General features: G+C 59.4%; 14 protein-coding genes. 7 read left to right on the forward strand and 7 right to left on the reverse strand.

Annotated features, from left to right (window positions below; genetic code table 11):
* Positions 1-93: 93 nt before the first annotated feature.
* Entirely contained in the window at positions 94-786 is a 693-nt protein-coding gene (leuD, locus tag G1C95_RS11350; protein WP_169173063.1) for a 3-isopropylmalate dehydratase small subunit, read from the reverse strand.
* A gap of 13 nt (positions 787-799) precedes the next feature.
* Positions 800-2,203 (reverse strand): 3-isopropylmalate dehydratase large subunit, encoded by a 1,404-nt coding sequence (gene leuC, locus G1C95_RS11355; protein WP_169173064.1) that lies wholly within the window; start codon positions 2,201-2,203, stop codon positions 800-802.
* 227 nt (positions 2,204-2,430) lie between these two features.
* On the opposite strand from leuC, the gene G1C95_RS11360 reads away from it, so the two are divergent.
* Entirely contained in the window at positions 2,431-3,273 is an 843-nt protein-coding gene (locus G1C95_RS11360) for an IclR family transcriptional regulator (protein ID WP_169173065.1), read from the forward strand.
* Between the two features lie 112 nt (positions 3,274-3,385).
* Here the strand turns inward: G1C95_RS11360 and G1C95_RS11365 are convergent, their stop codons facing one another.
* Entirely contained in the window at positions 3,386-4,786 is a 1,401-nt protein-coding gene (locus G1C95_RS11365; RefSeq protein ID WP_417852280.1) for a metallophosphoesterase, read from the reverse strand.
* A gap of 766 nt (positions 4,787-5,552) precedes the next feature.
* On the opposite strand from G1C95_RS11365, the gene G1C95_RS11370 reads away from it, so the two are divergent.
* From G1C95_RS11370 to upp, 4 genes are all read left to right on the forward strand, one after another.
* On the forward strand, positions 5,553-7,790 hold the full coding sequence (locus G1C95_RS11370; RefSeq protein ID WP_169173067.1) for an RNA degradosome polyphosphate kinase: 2,238 nt from the start codon (positions 5,553-5,555) through the stop codon (positions 7,788-7,790).
* Positions 7,791-7,917: 127 nt separating this feature from the next.
* On the forward strand, positions 7,918-9,015 hold the full coding sequence (locus G1C95_RS11375) for an NUDIX hydrolase (RefSeq protein ID WP_169173068.1): 1,098 nt from the start codon (positions 7,918-7,920) through the stop codon (positions 9,013-9,015).
* Between the two features lie 203 nt (positions 9,016-9,218).
* Positions 9,219-10,058 carry a hypothetical protein gene (locus G1C95_RS11380; RefSeq protein WP_205832828.1) on the forward strand — a complete coding sequence of 280 codons (840 nt, stop codon included), beginning with the start codon at positions 9,219-9,221 and terminating at the stop codon, positions 10,056-10,058.
* A 505-nt stretch (positions 10,059-10,563) separates the two neighbouring features.
* Complete coding sequence (upp, locus tag G1C95_RS11385; RefSeq protein ID WP_169173069.1) at positions 10,564-11,205, forward strand: uracil phosphoribosyltransferase; 642 nt, start codon at positions 10,564-10,566, stop codon at positions 11,203-11,205.
* 73 nt (positions 11,206-11,278) lie between these two features.
* Here upp and G1C95_RS11390 read toward each other — a convergent pair whose 3' ends face one another.
* Entirely contained in the window at positions 11,279-11,719 is a 441-nt protein-coding gene (locus G1C95_RS11390) for a hypothetical protein (protein ID WP_169173070.1), read from the reverse strand.
* A 171-nt stretch (positions 11,720-11,890) separates the two neighbouring features.
* Here G1C95_RS11390 and rlmH point away from each other — a divergent pair, with 171 nt between their 5' ends.
* Positions 11,891-12,370: a 23S rRNA (pseudouridine(1915)-N(3))-methyltransferase RlmH gene (rlmH, locus tag G1C95_RS11395; RefSeq protein WP_169173071.1), complete on the forward strand. Its 480-nt coding sequence runs from the start codon at positions 11,891-11,893 to the stop codon at positions 12,368-12,370.
* Between the two features lie 14 nt (positions 12,371-12,384).
* Here the strand turns inward: rlmH and G1C95_RS11400 are convergent, their stop codons facing one another.
* Both G1C95_RS11400 and G1C95_RS11405 read right to left on the reverse strand, forming a co-directional pair.
* On the reverse strand, positions 12,385-13,437 hold the full coding sequence (locus G1C95_RS11400) for a glycerophosphodiester phosphodiesterase family protein (RefSeq protein ID WP_169173072.1): 1,053 nt from the start codon (positions 13,435-13,437) through the stop codon (positions 12,385-12,387).
* 94 nt (positions 13,438-13,531) lie between these two features.
* Positions 13,532-14,671 (reverse strand): glutamyl-Q tRNA(Asp) synthetase, encoded by a 1,140-nt coding sequence (locus G1C95_RS11405; protein ID WP_169173073.1) that lies wholly within the window; start codon positions 14,669-14,671, stop codon positions 13,532-13,534.
* A gap of 393 nt (positions 14,672-15,064) precedes the next feature.
* Here G1C95_RS11405 and G1C95_RS11410 point away from each other — a divergent pair, with 393 nt between their 5' ends.
* Positions 15,065-17,452, forward strand: coding sequence for a transglutaminase domain-containing protein (locus G1C95_RS11410; RefSeq protein WP_169173074.1), 2,388 nt, complete (start codon positions 15,065-15,067; stop codon positions 17,450-17,452).
* A 67-nt stretch (positions 17,453-17,519) separates the two neighbouring features.
* Here G1C95_RS11410 and clpB read toward each other — a convergent pair whose 3' ends face one another.
* Positions 17,520-20,195 carry an ATP-dependent chaperone ClpB gene (gene clpB / locus G1C95_RS11415; RefSeq protein ID WP_169173075.1) on the reverse strand — a complete coding sequence of 892 codons (2,676 nt, stop codon included), beginning with the start codon at positions 20,193-20,195 and terminating at the stop codon, positions 17,520-17,522.
* Positions 20,196-20,350 lie beyond the last annotated feature (155 nt).

The following is a 20,350-nucleotide window of genomic DNA, read 5'->3' on the forward strand; positions in this document are numbered from 1 at the left end:
TACGCAAGGCCGACTCTGCGCGTCACAGTTCTTGGAACTGTCTCAGAGCTGGCCTTAGAGTCACCACGAAACCATCGCAGAATAGGGGTCAGGTCAGATGATGCCACGATCGGCCAGCGGGCCAGCCCACGTTTCATCCTCGGGTTCACGGGCGGAGGCAATGGTCTGCTCGGCCCAGTGCTTGGCGGGGATGGTCTTGGGCTTGAAGGGGAACTTCTCGGCGCGCATCGCCTCGTAGGCGGCGATATCATCCTCGTGCTGAAGCGTCAGGTCGATATCGTCGTAGCCGTTCATCAAACGCCAACGCACATAGTCGCCCACTTCGAACGGCAGGGTCACGTCGCCGCAGGTGGCGGTGCGGGCTTCGAGATCCACGGTCATCTCACGGCCGGGTTCTTCTTCCAGCAGCTTCCACAGCAGCTCGACGCTTTCCTGCGGCATAATTGCGGCCAGCACGCCGTTTTTGGCGGTGTTGCCGTAGAAAATGTCGGCGAAGCTCGGCGCGATGACCACGCGGAAACCATAGTCGTGCAGCGCCCACACGGCATGCTCACGGGAGGAGCCGATGCCGAATTCGGGGCCGGCCACCAGAATCTGGCCCTTGCCGGCGTATTCGGGCTGGTTGAGCACGAAGTTCGGGTCACGACGCCACGCATAGAACAGGGCATCGTCGAAGCCGGACTTGGTCACACGCTTCAAAAAGACCGCGGGAATAATCTGATCGGTATCAACGTTGGAGCGGCGCAGCGGCACACCCACACCGGTGATCTGAGTGAGTTTTTCCATAATGCACAATCCTTTACAAATCAGCCGGCGAGGAAATCGTGCCGCGGATGGCGGTGGCGGCGGCAACCTGCGGGGAGGCAAGGTGCGTGCGCGAACCCTTGCCCTGACGTCCCTCAAAGTTGCGGTTCGACGTGGAGATCGAGCGCTCGTTCGGCACCAGCTTGTCGGGGTTCATGCCCAAGCACATCGAGCAGCCGGCGTTGCGCCATTCCGCACCGAAGTCCTTGAAGATACGATCCAAGCCCTCTTCTTCCGCCTGCAGACGCACGCGGGAGGAGGCTGGCACCACGAGCACACGGTGAATCGACTCGGCCTTGTGGTGGCCCTTCATAATTGCGGCGGCGGCACGCAGATCCTCGATACGACCGTTGGTGCACGAGCCGATGAACACGGTGTCCACGGCGATGTCCTTGATGGCCATGCCAGGCTTCAGGCCCATATATGCAATGGCGCGTTCAGCGGCGGCACGCTTGGTGGCGTCGGCGATGGAGGCGGGATCCGGCACGTTCGCAGTGATCGGCAGACCCTGGCCGGGGTTGGTGCCCCACGTCACATACGGCTGCAGATCGGCGGCGTTCAGCGTGATTTCCTTGTCAAACACGGCGTCGTCATCGGTTTTCAGCGTCTTCCAGTAGGCGACGGCCTTGTCCCACATCTCGCCTTCCGGCGCATGCGGACGGCCCTTAAGGTATTCGAAGGTGGTCTCATCGGGGGCGATCATGCCGGCGCGGGCACCTGCTTCAATGGACATGTTGCAGATGGTCATGCGCGCGTCCATCGACAGGTCGCGAATCGCTTCGCCGCGGTATTCGATCACGTAGCCCTGGCCGCCGCCGGTACCAATCTTGGCGATAATCGCCAAAATGATGTCCTTGGCCGTGGCGCCGGGGGCAAGCTTGCCCTCGACGTTAATCGCCATGGTCTTGAAAGGCTTGAGGCTCAGCGTCTGAGTGGCCATCACATGCTCGACCTCGGAGGTGCCAATGCCAAACGCCAACGCGCCGAACGCACCATGGGTGGAGGTGTGCGAATCGCCGCACACGATGGTCATACCCGGCTGGGTGAGGCCCAGAATCGGCGCGAACGCGTGCACAATGCCCTGATCGGCATCGCCGAGGGCATGCAGACGCACACCGAATTCCTTGCAGTTCTTTTCCAGCGTGGTCAGCTGCAGGGCGCTGGTTTCGTCCGGGTTGGGACGGTCGATGTTAACGGTGGGTGTGTTGTGATCCTCGGTGGCGATGAGCTGATCCACATGGCGCGGTTTGCGCCCCGCCAAGCGCAGGCCTTCGAAAGCCTGCGGGCTGGTGACCTCATGCATCAGCATCAGGTCGATGTAGAGCAGATCGGGAGCGCCGTCGCTGCCCTTGCGCACCAGATGATCGGCCCAGACCTTTTCGGCCAGTGTCGTTCCCATAGTGTTTTCCTCCAATTTTTTCGCGCGAAGTATTGTGTTCGCGCCTTGTTCGTGGTAACAGCCTATGTGTTCGCTTCCGGGGTGGCCTTCCACCGGCCGGATACTGAGATACACACGGATGCACCGTCACGATGCTCACTCGACGCACTCCCACAGCGACGTTCACCACTTGAGACACTTCACCGATTTGGCATTTCACTATGTGAGATGGCATAATCCTGTATATTATGACTGCTTCCATTGCCCAGAACGCCACGGCCGAAGAGCCGATCGACGACAGCCTGACCGATACCACCTCCATAGAAGCCATGGAGCCGGATACCGATACCACCAGCGCACCGAAAGATGACGGAGAGATTCATTCCGGCGTCGGCGTGCTTGATAAAACAGTGAAGATTCTTGACGCCCTCGAATCCGGCCCGTCCACCCTCGGGCAACTCGTGGCCGCCACAGGGCTCGCCCGACCGACTGCACACCGACTGGCCATCGCGCTGGAACGGCACCGTTTCGTGCTGCGCGATCAGCACGGTCGTTTCGTGCTCGGCTCACGTTTCGCCGAATTGGCCGCCGCCGCTGGTGAAGATCGCTTGCTGACCGCCGCAGGTCCGATTCTGCAAACCCTGCTCGATCGCACTGGCGAATCCGCACAGATCTATCGTCGCCAGGGCGACCAGCGTGTGTGCATCGCCGCCGTGGAGCGCGCCTCCGGTCTGCGCGATTCGATTCCGGTGGGTGCCATGCTATCGATGGAAGCCGGTTCCGCCGCGCAGATCTTGTTGGCTTGGGAGGATTCCGAGCGCCTGCACCAGGGGCTGCGTCGCGCGAAGTTCACCGCCACCAAACTTGCCGCCGTACGCAAGCGCGGGTGGGCCGAGTCAATCAACGAGCGCGAAGACGGCGTATGCTCCATTTCCGCACCGATTCGTAACGCTTCCGGCCAAGTGATTGCCGCGATTTCCATCTCCGGCCCGACCGGTCGCATGGGTTCCACCCCCGGCCGCCGTTACGCTCCGCTGGTGATGGCCGCCGGCAAATATCTGACCGACGCTCTGATCAAAGCCGTTCGTTAATCATCTAATCGTCAGAACCGTTTGAATTCCGTCACCATATAACTGCCAGATAACTACTGACATCATTAGCCCTTCTGCACGACTAACCATGCAGAAGGGCTAGTTTGTAGATTTACCGGCCACGCAGTAACGCTTTGATTCGGCTCCACAGCGACGGTTTGCGCAGCAGGTCGTCGCCCTCACCTTCGCCGGGCGTGGCCTGATTCACCGCATAGGTATAGGCCTTCTTGGAACTGGGTTTGCCGACCAGCTCACCGAATTCCAACAACTGCGTGCGCGGCTCATAGGGGTGACGGATGTCGAATTCAATCAGTCGCGCGGCCCTCTTGGCCGGCGCCGGGCCATAGGTATTGAATCCGCAGGTCGGCGTGGCAATCAGCAACAATCCCTCATATTCGCCCACAAAACCATTGCGATGATCATGCCCAGCCACAACACCGATGTATGCGCTGCCCTTAGCTTCAATCCCATCCGGCACCTTTGCTTCAACTTTTTCAGCGTCGGAATCGCAGTTGATATGACGGTCCCCGCCAAGATTCTCACCAACAGAGGAATCGCCGTCAACTTGACGATCCCCACCAATACGAGCGTCGCGCAAGATGGCAAACTCCTCGGACTGATCGGGGCACGAGATGCCCTCGCCCAGATAACCGCCCGGCTGCGTCTTCGCATCATCCAATACGTAATATGTTTCGGCGTGTGCACGGTAGCCCTGCATTGCGAAAGCCGTTTTGGCTTCCACGGGCTTAAGCACCTGGTAGTACTCAGGCAACGGCATGTGCTGGAATACCATCGTTTTCGCACCGATCAAGCGCGGCAAGCGACGCAGCAAATCCAATGCTCCAGCCGAAGGCGTACCAAATCCGCCACCGTGCGCATAGTCGCCGGAATCGATGAGAGCCAATCCCAATACATTGCGCGTGCCGTCTTCATTGTGTACCGGCAGTGCAAACGTGCCCGGCTCAGGCGTCGCGCATGTATATACGGTCTGTTCCGGCAATGGGCTGCCGACGGAAGACGTTCTCTTCCCCTCTCTGGAAGGATTCACACACCCTGGGAACTCGCGGTACAGCGCATCCAACGCGCTGTTGTCAAGCCCGCATTGGAAGTCGTGATTGCCGTAGGTCACTGCCCAAGGGATGCCGCGCTCGGCCATGGGAGCGGTGAACTGGCCGATCGCTTTGCGCACCAGTTCGCGGGTACGCTCCACGGCGGAGGCACGCACCGGTTCCTCACTCCAGCGACGTTTGCGGAATGAGCCCTCAAACGCCGTATCGTATCCGGCGATCTGATTGCCGGTAAAAATCACCAGATCCGGGCGCGTGGCGTCCAGACTCGCCTCGATCAGGCGAATCGTATCCTTGGACACCTTGGGACCGTCCTGAATATCGGCCAGCTGCAGCACACGAAACTTGCCGGAATGGTGGAACTGCAGGCGGCCCAGACGCGCGGATATGGAGACCGGCCGATCGTCCTGCGCATTGGCCGGCTTGATACGGGGCTTGGACGACATGCCCTCGGGCGCACGCTGTGTTTCCGTCATGTCTCCACTGTAGTCCATGCGAGTCCATACGCATTGTCCCGTGCGTACCGGCCCATACGTACCATACCGTACCGCTCCGCAGCCAGCGCAACCTTCACGGTTCAACTGCCAGGTTGCACGATTGGCCTGTCGGTTTGCACGGTTGACCTGCAGGATTGCACAGTTGGCCTGCGGAATTGTTACGTAGGTACGTGATAACTTCGCAGGCCAACCGTGCAAACCAACAGTCGAACTGCACAAACCGACAGGCCAAGCCCGTTTGGTTCCTATAACCCATAGCCCCCCAGCTCAGAAATATGCCCAGACAAACGAAAAGGCCCGCCGGAGCGGGCCTTTCGACAAGTTCAACACACAAAGCAGAATCTCTACACAACAACATCGTTGCAACGGTAAGTCTTTCCAATGCCCGTTCAACGTAATAGCCTCTTGGCCATACACTCTTTGTGGGCTCTGCTCTGTTCAGTTGTTCTTGTAGTTCATAATCTATTCGCGCATCCTCCATCCTGCAAGCTGGCACAGGCTATTGTGCGGTTTTTATCGCAACTGTTCGCTAGGGCACAGCAAATCTCATCAAACGATCGATGCCGTTCACATCGAACGCGATTGATGTTCGCTTTTGTGACTTTCAGCCCTTCGCAGCGGCGTGTCGCATGCACGACACGCAAACAAGTGAACGGCCGTTGAATTCTCGCGCGCCGCGGCGCTTCAGGACCACGCCCAAGCCTAGGATGGCTATATGGCACAGATATTTGACGCACCCTCGAAGGCTATTCTGCGAAGCCAAATCGCGGAGCATATAGCCGAAACCGACAAAAACGACCGGCGCCTCGACAAAGAAGGCGAAGCGCCGCTGCCCCAGGATCGCTTCTTCGACCGCGAGCTCAGCTGGCTCAAGTTCAACCAGCGTGTGCTCGAATGCGCCGAACGTGAAGACATCCCGCTGCTGGAACGCGCCAATTTCGCCGCGATTTTCGCATCGAATCTTGACGAGTTCTTCTCCGTGCGCGTCGCCGGCCTGAAGCGCCGCATCGACTCCGGCATCGCCGTGCCCTCACCGGCCGGCATGAGCCCGCGCCAACAGCTGCGCGCTATCAGCGAAACGGCTCACCGCCTGCAGGACGAGCACGCCCATTACGCCACTCAGGTGATTCTGCCGGCGCTCGAAAAGGAGCATATCGTCCTGCTGAGCTGGGACAAGCTCACCACCGAGGAGCAGGAACGCCTGTCGCGCTACTACCGTCAGCAGGTCTTCCCGGTCCTCACTCCGCTGGCCGTGGATCCGGCTCACCCGTTCCCCTACATCTCCGGCGGCTCCATCAACCTCGCCGTCATCGTGGAGAACCCCACCTCCGGCAAATCGCACTTCGCCCGTGTGAAGATCCCGGGTAACCTGCCGCGTCTGGTGCCGGTGGACGATATGACCGACGAGAAGCCCAAGGATGAACGCTACGGCTTCATCACCATGGAGAAGCTGATCGCCGCCCATCTGGAATCCCTGTTCCCGGGCATGATCATCAAGGAAGCCCACTCCTTCCGCGTGACCCGTAACGAAGATATCGACGTGGAAGAGGACGACGCTGAGAACCTCCTCAACGCCATGGAGAAGGAACTGCTGCGTCGCCGCTTCGGACCGCCGATCCGTCTGGAGATCACCGACACCACCAGCCCGTTCCTCTCCCAGCTGCTCGCCGACCAGCTCGGCGTGAACGCTGACGAGGTGTACCGTCTGCCCAGCCCGCTGGATATGACCGTCCTGTTCGAGCTTGGTGCCGTGGATCGCCCGGATCTGAAGAATCGCCCGTTCGTGCCGACCACGAACCGTCAGATCGCCGAGGTCGAATCCTCCAGGGCTCAGGATATTTTCGCCGCCATCCGCGAGCGCGATATCCTGCTGCACCACCCCTACGACTCCTTCTCCACCTCCGTGCAGGCCTTCCTTGCGCAGGCCGCCGCGGATCCGAAGGTGCTCGCCATCAAGCAGACCCTGTATCGCACCAGCTCCAATTCGCCGATTATCGATGCTCTGATCGATGCCGCGCACGCTGGCAAGCAGGTGCTGGCGCTGGTGGAAATCAAGGCTAGGTTCGATGAGGATGCCAACATCGCCTGGGCTCGTAAGCTCGAACGTGCCGGCGTGCACGTGGTCTACGGCATCGTGGGGCTCAAGACCCACTGCAAGCTCATTGAAGTGGTGCGTCAGGAGGCCGATGGTCTCAAGCGCTACTGCCATGTGGGCACCGGTAACTACAACCCGAAGACCGCGCGTCTGTATACCGATCTTGGTTTGCTGACCTGCGATCCGGTGGTTGGCCAGGATCTGACGCGTCTGTTCAACCAGCTGTCTGGTTACGCGCCGAAGTCCAGCTTCCATCGTCTGCTGGTCGCTCCGCGCACCATCCGCACCGGCCTGATCCAGCGCATTCGCCGCGAGGAGGATGCCGCGCGCGCCGGCAAGGAGGCGTGGATCAAGATCAAGGTCAACTCCGTGGTGGACGAGAAGACCATCGATGCGCTGTATCGCGCCAGCCAGGCCGGCGTGAAGATCGACATTGTCGAGCGTGGTATTTGCGCGCTGAAGCCCGGCGTGCCCGGCTTGTCGGAGAACATTCGTGTGCGCTCGGTGCTGGGTCGTTTCCTTGAGCACTCGCGTATCTACGCCTTCGCCAATTCGGACGGCCCGGCCATCGGCGAGGGTCCGGCTTCCGGCCCGGAGGTCTACATCGGTTCGGCCGATCTGATGCACCGCAACCTTGACCGTCGCGTCGAGGCTCTGGTGCGCATCACCGCCCCGGAGCAGATCGACGATCTGATCAAGTACATCGATCTGCAGATGGCTGATTCCACGCTCAGCTGGCATATGCAGCCGGATGGCAGCTACGTGCTGCACACCATGGATGACGAAGGCCGCCCGCTGGTCGACAGCCAGGAGTTCCTGATCCGCAAGCACCAGCGCCGCCCCTCCACCCACAACTAAACCCATCGTCACTTTTCCACACGATGCCCGACTTTCCACACGGAGAGCCGGGCATCTGTCGTATATACGCAAAAACTACGTAGCGTCAAACGTTTTGACCTACAATCAAGAAATGGGCACGAACAAGATGAGAAGAATCATTCAAGCAGCCGGCGGCATCCTCTACCGTTGGAAATCCGAGAATGATCGGCAGGCATACGCCGACGCTCTTGCCACCGCCGATTCCGCTGCGGATGCTGCCACACGCAGCAACGTATTGAACAACATTGAACTGTGCATTGTGCACCGGCCGAAATATGACGATTGGAGCTGGCCGAAAGGCAAGGTTGATCCGAATGAATCGCATCGTCACGCCGCTGTGCGCGAAATCGGCGAGGAAACCGGCATACCCGTGGCGCTGGGAGCGTTCCTCGGCGAAATTGAATACCCGCAGGCCGAAGAGGGCAGCAAACTACGCCATACCAAAGATAAAACCTCGGACGCTAAGCATGTGCTGTATTGGATGGCGTCGCCAATCAGTGACGTTGATAATATGAAACGCACGCACGCCTTCGGCCCAGTGCATAAGGCCGATGTCGGCGAAATCAACGAAATTGTGTGGCTGACTCCCGCCAAGGCACGCAAGAAACTCACCCACTCCACCGACAAAGATATCCTCGCCCTATTCGTGGATCGAGTGCAGGAGGGCGCGTTGGATGCCACGCCTGTGTTGATCGTGCGTCACGGTAAGGCCGAGGGCCGCAAGGTATGGCGCGGCACCGATGCCAATCGCCCGATCACCCCGCGTGGAGCGGCCGCGGCGTTCGCATTGAATTATGAGCTTTCGTGCTTTAACCCGGTCAGACTTGCCACCTCACCGTGGATGCGCTGCCAGGAAACCATGGAAATGCTATCTTGGCAGACCGGACACCCCATGATTGCTTTGGATCCGTTGACCGAAGACGCCTATGCGGCCGATCCGGAAGGCGCTTGGACGTGCCTGCTCAGCGAAATCGAATTTGCGTTGGATAGGCGTCAAGCCACGGCGATCTGCATGCATCGTCCGGTTATCGGTGGTATGTTCGAGCGGTTGCGCCCGATGTGCGATTCCCGCGCGCTGGCCAAACGCCTGATCGTCAAAACGCCGTTTATGCCGACGGGCACTGCGATGGCGCTGTTTGTTGCCAATATGCGCTCCGGTCCGCGCATCGTCGATATTCAGAAAGTGCTGCCGCTGGTGTATTAGTCGCCGACTCACCTAATTGCCGATTCGCTGTCTTCGCAGGGTTTTGGCTACCGGATTATTTGAGTTTCCGGATTATCCGAGTCCCAGTTTTTCAGCTTGTAGCTGTCATAACGCCATTACAGCAACGCCGTTCTCATACCGTTGTATGGTGTTATGACAGCTTTTTCGCATATTCCACCATCAATCATCGAAAGGCATACGCGTTGTCCAATCGTCCCGCCTACCCCGATTCCTCCAACTCCTCGGCCGCTGCAGCCGCATCCCACGCCGCACATGGCTCAGGGCTGGGCCCAGGGTTCGGTTCGCTGCGTGCCGCGGGCGTATCGTTCGCTCCCACGCAATTGGGTGCGGCACGCCCCTCGCGACCTGCACAGCTCTCCCCCGCCGTAGCCGATGGTTTGGCCGGCGGCCTTGACCCGCAGGCCATCAGCGAGATGAGTCATCTATCGGCGGCAGCGCTGCTGGATCGTGTGCGTCACAGCGAGGATCCCGAGGTTGTACGCAGGGTGCTTACGTTGGTCGAAACGGTTGGTGTCGATGAAATCGCCGAACTGTGGAGCGATGCCGAGGCTGATTCCCTGCCGGGCATTCTGTGGCGTTTGTATATGCTGCGCACGTGGATGCGCGCGAATCGTGATGCCATCGCGCGTCTGTGGCGCGTCGGCGAGCCGGTGGCGACCACTGCTTCGGCCATCGCGGGCGTGGATCAGGCCCCTACGGAAGACGATATCGCCCGATTGGCGGATTCGATTCTTTCAGGTGCGTTCGTCGGCGATTTCGCCGTCGCCTTGGAACGTGCTGCATCGTTTGTGGATGTGGTGGCGTTGGGATTGCGCGTGGAAGCGAAACACATGACCGAGCATGCCGCCGCAATCGTTGCCGATTCCACGGCCACAGCGGGCGATCCGCGCGATGCCGCAAACGACGAGAAACGCCTGCGCACCAAGGCCGCGCGCCTGATGCACACCGCCAGCAACCTCATGGTCACCGCCAAGGACTTCCACCATGGTGCCAACCTATGGCGTCGCGGACGGCTGGAGTAGTACTGGCTCGAGAAACAACCACTGGCGTGTGACGTCCAAGCATGCTTTATACTGGGAAGCCGCGTCGGACCGTGCTTAAGCCCCGGGCTCCATTTTTTGCCGCTGCGAGCGGCCCTTGCGCCGACAGGCGCTTTCGCGGTTCGGCGCTTTCCCTCTCATAAAAACATCGCCATCCACAACGGCATCACCGAAATCTTCTCACCCGCCGTTCCAGTATCAGCTCGTGCTATCAGTCATGCAAAAAATCATGTGCGTTTTATGTGTTCATTACCAAAAAGTCGCGTGACTTATATGCATGCGTGCAAAAAAGTCGCGCGAGTTTTATGCATTTCCTTGCTTCAGAAGGCTTGGAACCGTTGAAATAACACCAAATTTAGGCTTCACACCACACCAGATGATTACATGGCTCACGACACTGATACCAGCAGCCGCCCGCATCTGCGAAGTGCCGAGCGCGGCGTGGTCGCGACGGCGGTGGAAGCGCGTTACTCTTGGACATATGAGTATGGAACTACATGTTTTGAACCATCCGCTGGTTGAGCATAAGCTCACCGTACTGCGCGACAAGAACACCCCCTCCTCCACCTTCCGCGAGCTCGTCTCCGAGCTGGTGATGCTCGAGGCCTACGAAGCCACCCGCAATCTCTCCGTGGTGTCCACCCCGATTGAGACGCCGGTTGCCCCCACGCTCGGCAAGAAGCTCGCCGCCCCGCGCCCGCTTATCGTACCGGTGCTTCGCGCTGGCCTCGGCATGCTTGACGGCATGACCCGTCTGATCCCCACCGCCGAGGTCGGCTTCCTTGGCATGAAGCGCGACGAGGAGCACCCCACCCAGCAGGTGACGTACGCGAACCGTCTGCCTGATGATCTAACCGGACGCCAGTGCTTCCTTATCGACCCGATGCTTGCCACCGGTGGCACGCTGGTCGCAGCCACGCACTATCTGGCTGAGCGCGGTGCCAAGGATGTGACCGCCATCAACATCATCGCCGCCCCCGAAGGCATCAAGTTCGTCGAAGAGCATATCGATCCGTCCATCGACTTCAAGGTCGTGGTGTGCGCGGTCGACGAAAAGCTCGACGACAAGTGCTACATCGTGCCCGGCCTCGGCGACGCCGGCGACCGCCTCTACGGCGTCATCGACTAGAAATAAAGATTATTATTGTGCCTGCGTGAGATTACAACATAGTCTCGCGCAGGCACAATATAAATTGTAAATTTTACAAGGCGAAACGATAGTCGTATCCGGCACCATTGATATTTATTCGCTTGCCGGCAAAAGATATAGAACTATCATCTAGCCAAAATATGTGATCAATAGCTTCGTTGCATAATTTCTCAGAAGAGAAATGATTCCAGTATATAGACCTTGATTTGCTGGCCGCCCTTGAATACTCCATTGAACGCTCATCGATGGATGCAATATCTGCAATATAAGCTTGTAAGTAACAGTCAGATTTACAGTATTTCCAGAGTTCCAAATGAATCTTTTTGTTAGGAGAAGGACGAAAACCAAGAATAATAGCGTTCTTGTAATTGTCACGCATGAACTGTGACGGAACAGTATTTAACGCAGCATACCGAGGAACAACAAGGCACGGAGCAATAATCAAAGCCAATATCACTAACTTGCAGCACATCTTTCGTAACGAGACATCCATGTCACGAACCTTTCGATATATGCGTCGACACTGAGCACAACAAGGCCGATAGAAACGATTATGCACGCCTTATTCTACCTTAGTGATGTGTTGAAAACCACGGGAGAAGCAACAATACCTACTCCGCGCAAATTTGTTTCGCTATAATAACAGTCTTCACCAAGGAGAGCAATGCAGATTGATATTGTGTGCGTCGGCCGGATCAAAGAACGGTATCTGGCCGACGCCATTGCTGAATATTCCAAACGTCTGTCGCGCTATTGCAAGCTCAACATCATTGAGGTGGCTGACGAGAAGACGCCCGAACACGCCTCCGAAGGTGTGGAGCGACAGATCAAGGCCAAGGAAGGAGAGCGCATCGCCAAGCACCTGAAGTCTGGTGCATTTGTAATCGCCTTGGCCATTGACGGGCAGATGCTGTCATCCGAAGGATTTGCCGCGAAAATCAACCAGCTGGGCATACAAGGCGTCAGCCATATTCAGCTGGTCATCGGCGGTTCGATTGGTCTTGACGATGCAATTCTGAAGCGTGCGGATATGAAGCTCAGCTTCTCAAAAATGACGTTCCCACATCAGCTCATGCGCGTGATCCTGCTAGAGCAGATCTACCGCTCCTACAAAATCAACGCGCACGAGCCCTATCACAAGTAGCTACCGCCACCTGCTCACTGGTGGGCGTCGGGGACGAAGGCTTCGAAGATGTGATGGTCGAACCATGCATCGCATTCGGCGAGCTCGTCGCTGCTGCGCACGGTCCATGACACGGTGGTCGCACCCATCGCGCGCGCAAGCTTGACCTGCGGCAGCGCCCCACCGTGCCAATCGTAAGCCACGAAGTCAGGGCGAGACAGCCAGTCAAAGGCCAGCAGGCCAGCGGCCCATTCGGCCACGCCGGACTCCTTGACGGTGGTGGACCAGCTCAGCTGCCCACGGTTCACCTCAGGGTGGTGGGCCTTGTACCAGTTCACCGCACCGGGGTGGAAGGATTCGATCACATAGGGGCCATCATATTCCGCCAGCAGTGCGGCACCCTTTTCCATCAGTTCTTCGCAGCGCTCGTCCCAGTGGGCGTTGTCGTCGAACTTGTATTCGACAATCAGCGGCGCGCGACCATCGACCACGGCAAGCACGTCGGAGAACAGCGGCACGTGCTGATAGTAGCCTTCCGGCGCGGCGGACGGCGTGGTGACCAGCGGCGGACGATCCTCAGCACCGGGAAGCGGTGCGGCAACGGCATCGCCCGGCTTGGCCGTGGGATACAGCGGAATACGCGTCAGCTCGCTGTAGGTGAGGTCTTCGATGCGACGCGGGTCGCCGGCCACACGCTTCAGGTCAGGGTCATGCACGACGACGACTTTGCCGTCAAGGGTCAGTTGCAGATCCAGTTCGATGCCATAGCCGGCTTCGCAGGCGGCCGCGAACGAGGCCAAGGAGTTTTCGGGGGCGATGGGGCCGGGAGCATCCGCAGAACCATAGCCTGCCTTTTCCGCCATGCGACGGGCGAGCGCCACATAGTCACCGGATTCGGTGGCGTATTGGGCAGTCAGGCCCGAGCCGGCGTCATGCAGTCCGCGGTGGGCATACCACACGTCCGGAATCGAAGGCACAAAATTGCGACGCTTGTCGCTAAAGGAGCGCGGGGCAAGCGCCCACGCGGCGGCTCCGGCAGCAACAGCACCGCCAATCACCACGTTTCTGAACAGTTTCGACGAAGACATAGGTTCCATCCTTTCGTGGCCGGCACCCTTTCATGCCGATTGGTTGCGGCTACCGCCCAGCCTACCGCCTGCCCGCCCCCTGAAGCTGAAATTTTTACAAGGATTCAACTAACCATTGCGGAGTAAGTGGATCCGATGGATCCAGAGCACGATCGGCGTGCGAGGCCCGCAACGCCGCCCAACTGAAGCTGTCTAGCAAATCAGTGGCTTGGCAGGGATCAGGGGTCGGCTGCAAACGCAGCAGCCAGGCGCAGTAGCCGATAATCTGCTCCGTGCGAACGCCACGGGCTCGCAGCGCTCCCATATCCAGCGAACGCTCGCGTTTGGCCAGGCGTCGGCCGGCGGCGTTGTCAATCAGCGGCAGGTGCGCATAGCTCGGATGAGTGGGATTATTGGAACCGCTCGACGATTCTTGCGATGTTTCACAGGATGTTCCACGCAGTGTTTCACGTGGTGTTTCACGATTTTGACCGCTTGAACCGTCTTGGCTGCTTTGCCGCGCGCATTCAGGAACGAATCCGGCATCCAGCAAGCACCGGCGAATCCACATCTGCAGCGCAGTGGAACGCAGCAAATCACGCCCGCGCACGATATCATCCACGCCCATGTCAAGATCGTCGACGACAACCACCAGCTGGTAGGCGAACAGTCCATCCGCGCGACGAATCACCGAATCGCCGACCATGCGCGGCAGATTGAACAGCTGCGGGCCGAACACCTTATCCGCGAACCCCACAAAAGCATCGGCGGCGACTTTGGGCGGCTCGGCCCACTCGCCAGGCATCACAATGCGCAGCGAATGGCGATCCCCACGATCCAGACGCGCCTGAACCTCGTCCGGATGTTCGTTAATCAAGCGACGGCAGGTGCCGGGATACACCATGAACCCGTCACCCTCGTTGGGCGCCGATGCCGCGCGAAGATCCGCCCGCGAACAGAAGCAGGGATACAGCACCCCCGCGCGGCCTAAGCAATCCAATGCCTCCACGTACCGTGCCTGTCGATCGGGCGAAGACTGGTAAACGGGCTCACCATCCCAGTCGAGCCCCAACCAAACCAGATCGTCCATCATGAGCCGGTCGGCGTCGGGCAGCACGCGCGGGGTGTCGATGTCTTCGATGCGCAACAGCATGCGTTGGCCCTGCGCGCGGGCGGACAACCATGCGCCCAGCATCGCATAAATGTTGCCAATGTGCATACGCCCCGAAGGCGTGGGAGCGAACCTACCTGTCATGCCATATGACCTTACCCGCGCTGACGGTCATCATCAGCAATCACCATTATGACCACATGCCATTGCTATACGCCGGTATTGGCGCATGCTTCAGTAAACTGGCCAGCAGCAAGCGTTCGCACGCGTCGCAGAGAAGGGACACTCATGACAAGCAACGAAGCCACGCCAAATTCGTCGAACGAACCCCGATCCGGTGCACAACAGCCACAACCCGCGCAACAGCCTTACCCAAGACAATGGCCACAGCAGCAAGCACCTTATACTCCGCAATCTGGTTATATGCCACAGCAGTCCGCCTATGTTTCGCAACCAGCCCAACCACCGTATGGTTACGCACCGCAACAGCAAGCACCTTATGCCCAGCAGCCTGGACAGCCGCAACCGACGTACGGCATGGCACCTAACCTTGCTAACCACACCAGTCATGCCAAGCCGAAGAGGCCGTGGAACAAGGGGAAGAAGCTGGCTGCGATTATCGCCGCTATTGTGGCGGTTGTGCTGGTGGTCACCGGTGGCACCATAGGTTTCTTTGTCTGGAAAAAGGCCAATTCCCCGATCACCATGACTAAGGAACAGGCCTACGGCGACTACTTCGATACATCGAAATACGAGCTTTTGGATCCGGTTATTGATGTGGACGCGGAATACGAATGGCGTATCCCGTTCAACTCTTCGGTTGATCTCAAGCAGGTTGCCAAGGACGCCGGTTTGAGCGACAAGGCCCTTGAGACCGTGTCTGAGTATGCCGACGAAGAACTGGGCGACACCGGCTGCTTGGTGGCTTGCGTGTTCGCGGACCCAAATCTGACGCTTCCTGTGGAGATGTTCAGCAGCAGAACGCCCAACGATCAAGGGAATGGTTCGGTGGAGGGTGCCGACGCCTTTGTTGCCGTATCAGGATCTCACGAACTCGCTAATGGCGACTACGGATGGTCCGGATTCCCCGCCTACTACATCGTGCACTATGTCGATGCCGACGGCAAGAAACTTGACAAACCGCAGGTGCGTCTATTCACCGTACGCGACGACAACGCGGGCACGCTGCCGACCACGACGTCGATCACCACCAGCGTTGATGGCCGCGGTGTGTTCGGCGCCCGCTGGGATCCGGTGGAGGGCGCCAAGCAGTACCGGGTCGATCTGATCATCGACGGCAGAACCGACGATGTCCCCTATATGCCGATCACGCGAACGACCATCACCACCGTGGATTCCACGGAAATGAACCTGTTTGACTCCCCCGGCTTCTGCGGCATCGGGGACGGAAGCGGTGACAAGAAAACCGGCGAGGAATGCCGCGACACGACCAAGGACGACGCTGGTTTCGAACGCGGGTATCAGATTATGAACGGCCAGCTCGCCGGTATCAACCGGCAGAACGAAGACGACATACTCACCTGTGCCCTCGACTCAGGCACCTACTGCACCGACCGTTACGGCAACGACTCCACCTTTGATGTCAAGACGGATAATTTCCCGGCATGGCTTGCGGTCACCGCCATCGATGAGAAGGGCAGGGAGGGTCTCACCCAAACGACGTCCATCAACTCGATACTCGGCCAGGTTCCAATCAAGGCGGCCGGCCAAGCCGAGTTGAACGCCGACCTAGAGGGCATGCAAAAGTACGGGTTCGACGTGGATCCTTCCTACGATCAGCTGTTCCCGAAGGCGTTCTCCTTCACCACCATGGCAGACGGCCACACGCAGACGGGATATCGCACCTTCGACACGTCCAAGGCGGCGGCCGCGAACCGCGACGGATACTACATCCCGTACACCACGCCCGGCACGATGCTTACCGGCGACCTGCTCATCTATGCCTCGAATTGGGGCAACGAGCAGCCTGATGCGTCGCGTCTGCTGGATTTCTTCAACACGCGCATGGCCAGCTACGCCAATACCGCGCCACCGACCGGCTGGACCGACCCCCTGGCGTTCGCCCCCGACACCGATTGGAAGCCGTGGGCTTCAAAGGACATCGATTCGAAGCCAATCGGTAAGAACGACGTCGAGTCCTATCACCCGTTTGGCAGCACCGATTTCAGCAGGTATCTGGCCGAGAACATACTGGCCGGGCACCAAGTGATTGACATAACGGAGTTCCTGGCGTCGCCGTCCGCGCCAATCATCCGCGACGTCATGCGGGAGGTCAGCGAGCAGAACCCCTACGTGACTGCGGGGTCCGAGGATGTGCGAATCAATATGGTTTCACGTGACGGCAAAAAGCTGCTCTACGTGTGGTATCCGGACGGCTGGGCCAACGACGTGCAACGCATGCACCAGCGTGTCACCGAGGCCGCCGCGAGCGTCACAGGCAACGACGAGAAGACCAAGGCGCAGCAGATCGAGAACTGGATCGCCGCGAACGGCCAATATGATTACGACGCGTACAACGGCCATCTGCAGCTCAAAGCGCAGTCAGGCTCCAGCCCCTATGAGACCTACGAGCGATATCCGTACGCATGGACCAGCGGCATCCTGCTCAAGGGCAAGGGCGTGTGCGCCTCGTATGCCGATGCGTTCACCGCGATCGCACGCGAAGTCGGACTGGAAACCCTATCCGTGACCGGTGATGTCGCGGCCGGCCGACACGCGTGGAATCGCGTGAAGATCGACAACCAATGGCTGGACACCGACCCGACATGGGACGATCCGGCCGATACGTCGGCCACCGTGGCCAGGACGGACTATCAGTTGCAGCCCGTCAACCAGCTCAGGGGACATACGGCGGATGATTATTGGATGCTGAGCGAGAAGATCGACCAGTACGGCGGACGCTGATAGCAAACCAAAGGGTGGAGCCCCCCCGAAGCGGGAAGCTCCACCCAAAAGACAGGGATTAGGACAATCAGTCTTCTTGGACGTTGTCTACTGATACGGCTGGGTCGTCACCGACGAGTTGGTCGGACGCCCAGGCGGACAGCTCCAGGTGTTCGCCGCCGGTCTGGTCGACGAGCACGGTGTCGCCGTCGTGGACCTTGCCGGCCAGCAGCATACGGGCCAGCTGGTCGCCGACCTCGGTCTGCACCAGGCGACGCAGCGGACGGGCACCATAGGCCGGATCGTAACCGGTGTTGGCGAGCCATTCGCGGGCCGCATCGGTGACGTCGAGCGTGATGCGACGGTCGGTAAGCCGCTGGGCCACACCCTTGACCTGAATATCGACGATGCCACCGAGCTCCTCGCGGGTGAGCGGATGGAACATGACAATGTCGTCCAAACGGTTCAGGAACTCCGGCTTGAAGTTCATATGAACCGCGTCCATCACGGCCTTCTTCTTGGCGTCCGAATCCATGTCTTCGTTCACCAAGAACTGCGAACCAAGGTTCGAGGTCATGATCAGAATCGTGTTCTTGAAGTCCACAGTCCTGCCCTGACCATCGGTCAGACGACCATCGTCGAGCACTTGCAGCAGCACGTCGAAGATCTCAGGATTGGCCTTCTCCACCTCATCGAACAGCACCACCGAATACGGACGACGACGCACGGCCTCGGTCAGCTGACCGCCCTGCTCGTAACCCACATAGCCGGGGGCCGCACCGATCAGACGCGACACGGACGCCTTCTCCATGTATTCGGACATGTCGATGCGCACCATGGCCTTCTCGTCATCGAACAGGAAGTCGGCGAGCGCCTTCGCGAGCTCGGTTTTGCCCACGCCGGTGGGGCCCAAGAACAGGAAGGAACCGGTCGGGCGGTTCGGGTCGGAGATGCCGGCACGCGAGCGACGCACCGCGTCGGACACGGCGGCGATGGCTTCCTTCTGACCAATCACGCGCTTGCCAAGGTAGTCCTCCATGTGCAGCAGCTTCTCGTTCTCGCCTTGCATCAGGCGGCCAACGGGAATACCCGTCCAGTCGGAGACGATTTCGGCCACCGAGTCGGCGTCCACACGGTCGGGCACCATCGGCTCGCTGGTCGGAGTGCCGTCCGTCTCGCCCTTGTCGGCCTTGGACTCGGCGTCCGCGTTCTCGGCGGCAGCAAGCTCCTTCTGAATGGCCGAAATGTCGCCGTAGAGAATCTTGGAGGCCTTGGCCAGGTCGCCTTCGCGGGTGGCCTTGTCGGCCTGCACGCGCAGGTCATCGAGCTGGGCACGCAGGTCGCCGACCTTGTTGTGGCCGGCCTGTTCGGCGTCCCAACGAGCCTTCAGGCCAGACAGCTTTTCGCGTGTATCAGCCAGTTCGGCCTGCAGCTTGCCCAAGCGATCCTTGGATGCAGGATCCTCAGCCTTCTTAAGCTGCATCTCCTCCATTTCCAGACGCGTGACCTTGCGCTGCAGTTCATCGATCTCCTCCGGGGAGGAATCAAGCTCCATACGCAGGTGCGCGGCGGCCTCATCGACCAAATCAATGGCCTTATCCGGCAGTTGACGGCCGGAAATGTAGCGGTTGGACAGGGTTGCGGCGGCGACCAGCGCGTCATCACCGATTGTCACCTTGTGGTGCGCTTCGTAACGCTGCTTCAAGCCACGCAGGATGGCGATGGTGTCTTCCACGCTCGGCTCGCCGACGAACACTTGCTGGAAGCGGCGTTCAAGGGCCGGGTCCTTTTCGATGTTCTCACGGTATTCATCGAGGGTGGTGGCACCGATCAGGCGCAGTTCGCCGCGGGCCAGCATAGGCTTCAACATATTGCCGGCGTCCATGGAGCCTTCGGCAGCGCCCGCGCCGACAATGGTGTGGATCTCGTCGATGAAGGTGATGATCTGCCCGTTGGCGTTCTTGATTTCGTTCAGCACGCTCTTCAAGCGTTCCTCGAATTCGCCACGGTACTTCGAACCGGCAACCATCGACCCCAGATCCAGTGAAATCAGCTTCTTGCCTTGCAGGGTGGTGGGCACGTCGCCGGCCACGATACGCTGGGCCAGGCCTTCGACCACGGCCGTCTTGCCGACGCCAGGCTCGCCGATCAGCACCGGGTTGTTCTTGGTGCGACGGGACAGAATCTGGATGACGCGACGGATCTCCTGGTCACGGCCGATCACCGGGTCAAGCTTGCCTTCCTTGGCTGCGGCGGTCAGGTCGGTGGAATACTTCTCAAGGGCCTTGTACGAGCCTTCCGCGTCGGGGCTGGTGACTTTCGCACCGCCGCGCACGCCGGGTACGGCCTTGCGCAGGGCGTCCACGGACGCACCGTGCTTGTCAAGAATGTCAGCGGATTGGTTCGGCTTGCTGGCTGCGATACCGATCAAAAGGTGCTCGGTGGAGACGTATTCGTCGCCCATCGCCTGCATTTCTTTCTCGGCGGCAGCAAGCGCGGCGGTCAGCTGACGGCTGGCCTGCGGCTGGGAAGTGGTCGAACCGGAAGCGCTGGGCAGCGCGACCAAGGCGTTGCGCACTTCAGCGCCAATAGCCTGGGCGTTGCCGCCGGCGGCCTCGATCAGCGTGCGGGCCACGCCGTTTTCCTGACGCAGCAAAGCGTCGAGCACATGCAGGGTTTCGACCTGTGCGTTGCCTGCGGCCGAAGCGCTCTGGATGGCATCGCCGATGGCCTCTTGGGCCATGGTGGTGAACTTCTGTTCCATATCGTTTCCTCCATATCATGCGTCATGCCGGCCGGCGTCGCCGCGCGGAACTTGGGCGGGACGGGCCTGGCACGGCGCTATTCGTCGTGTTCTGATATGGTCAACCGACCTGGAACTCATTCTATTCCCAAAACTTGAGTGTATGTGACTCAAGT

Source organism: Bifidobacterium oedipodis (assembly GCF_012932425.1).
GTDB lineage: Bacteria > Actinomycetota > Actinomycetes > Actinomycetales > Bifidobacteriaceae > Bifidobacterium > Bifidobacterium oedipodis.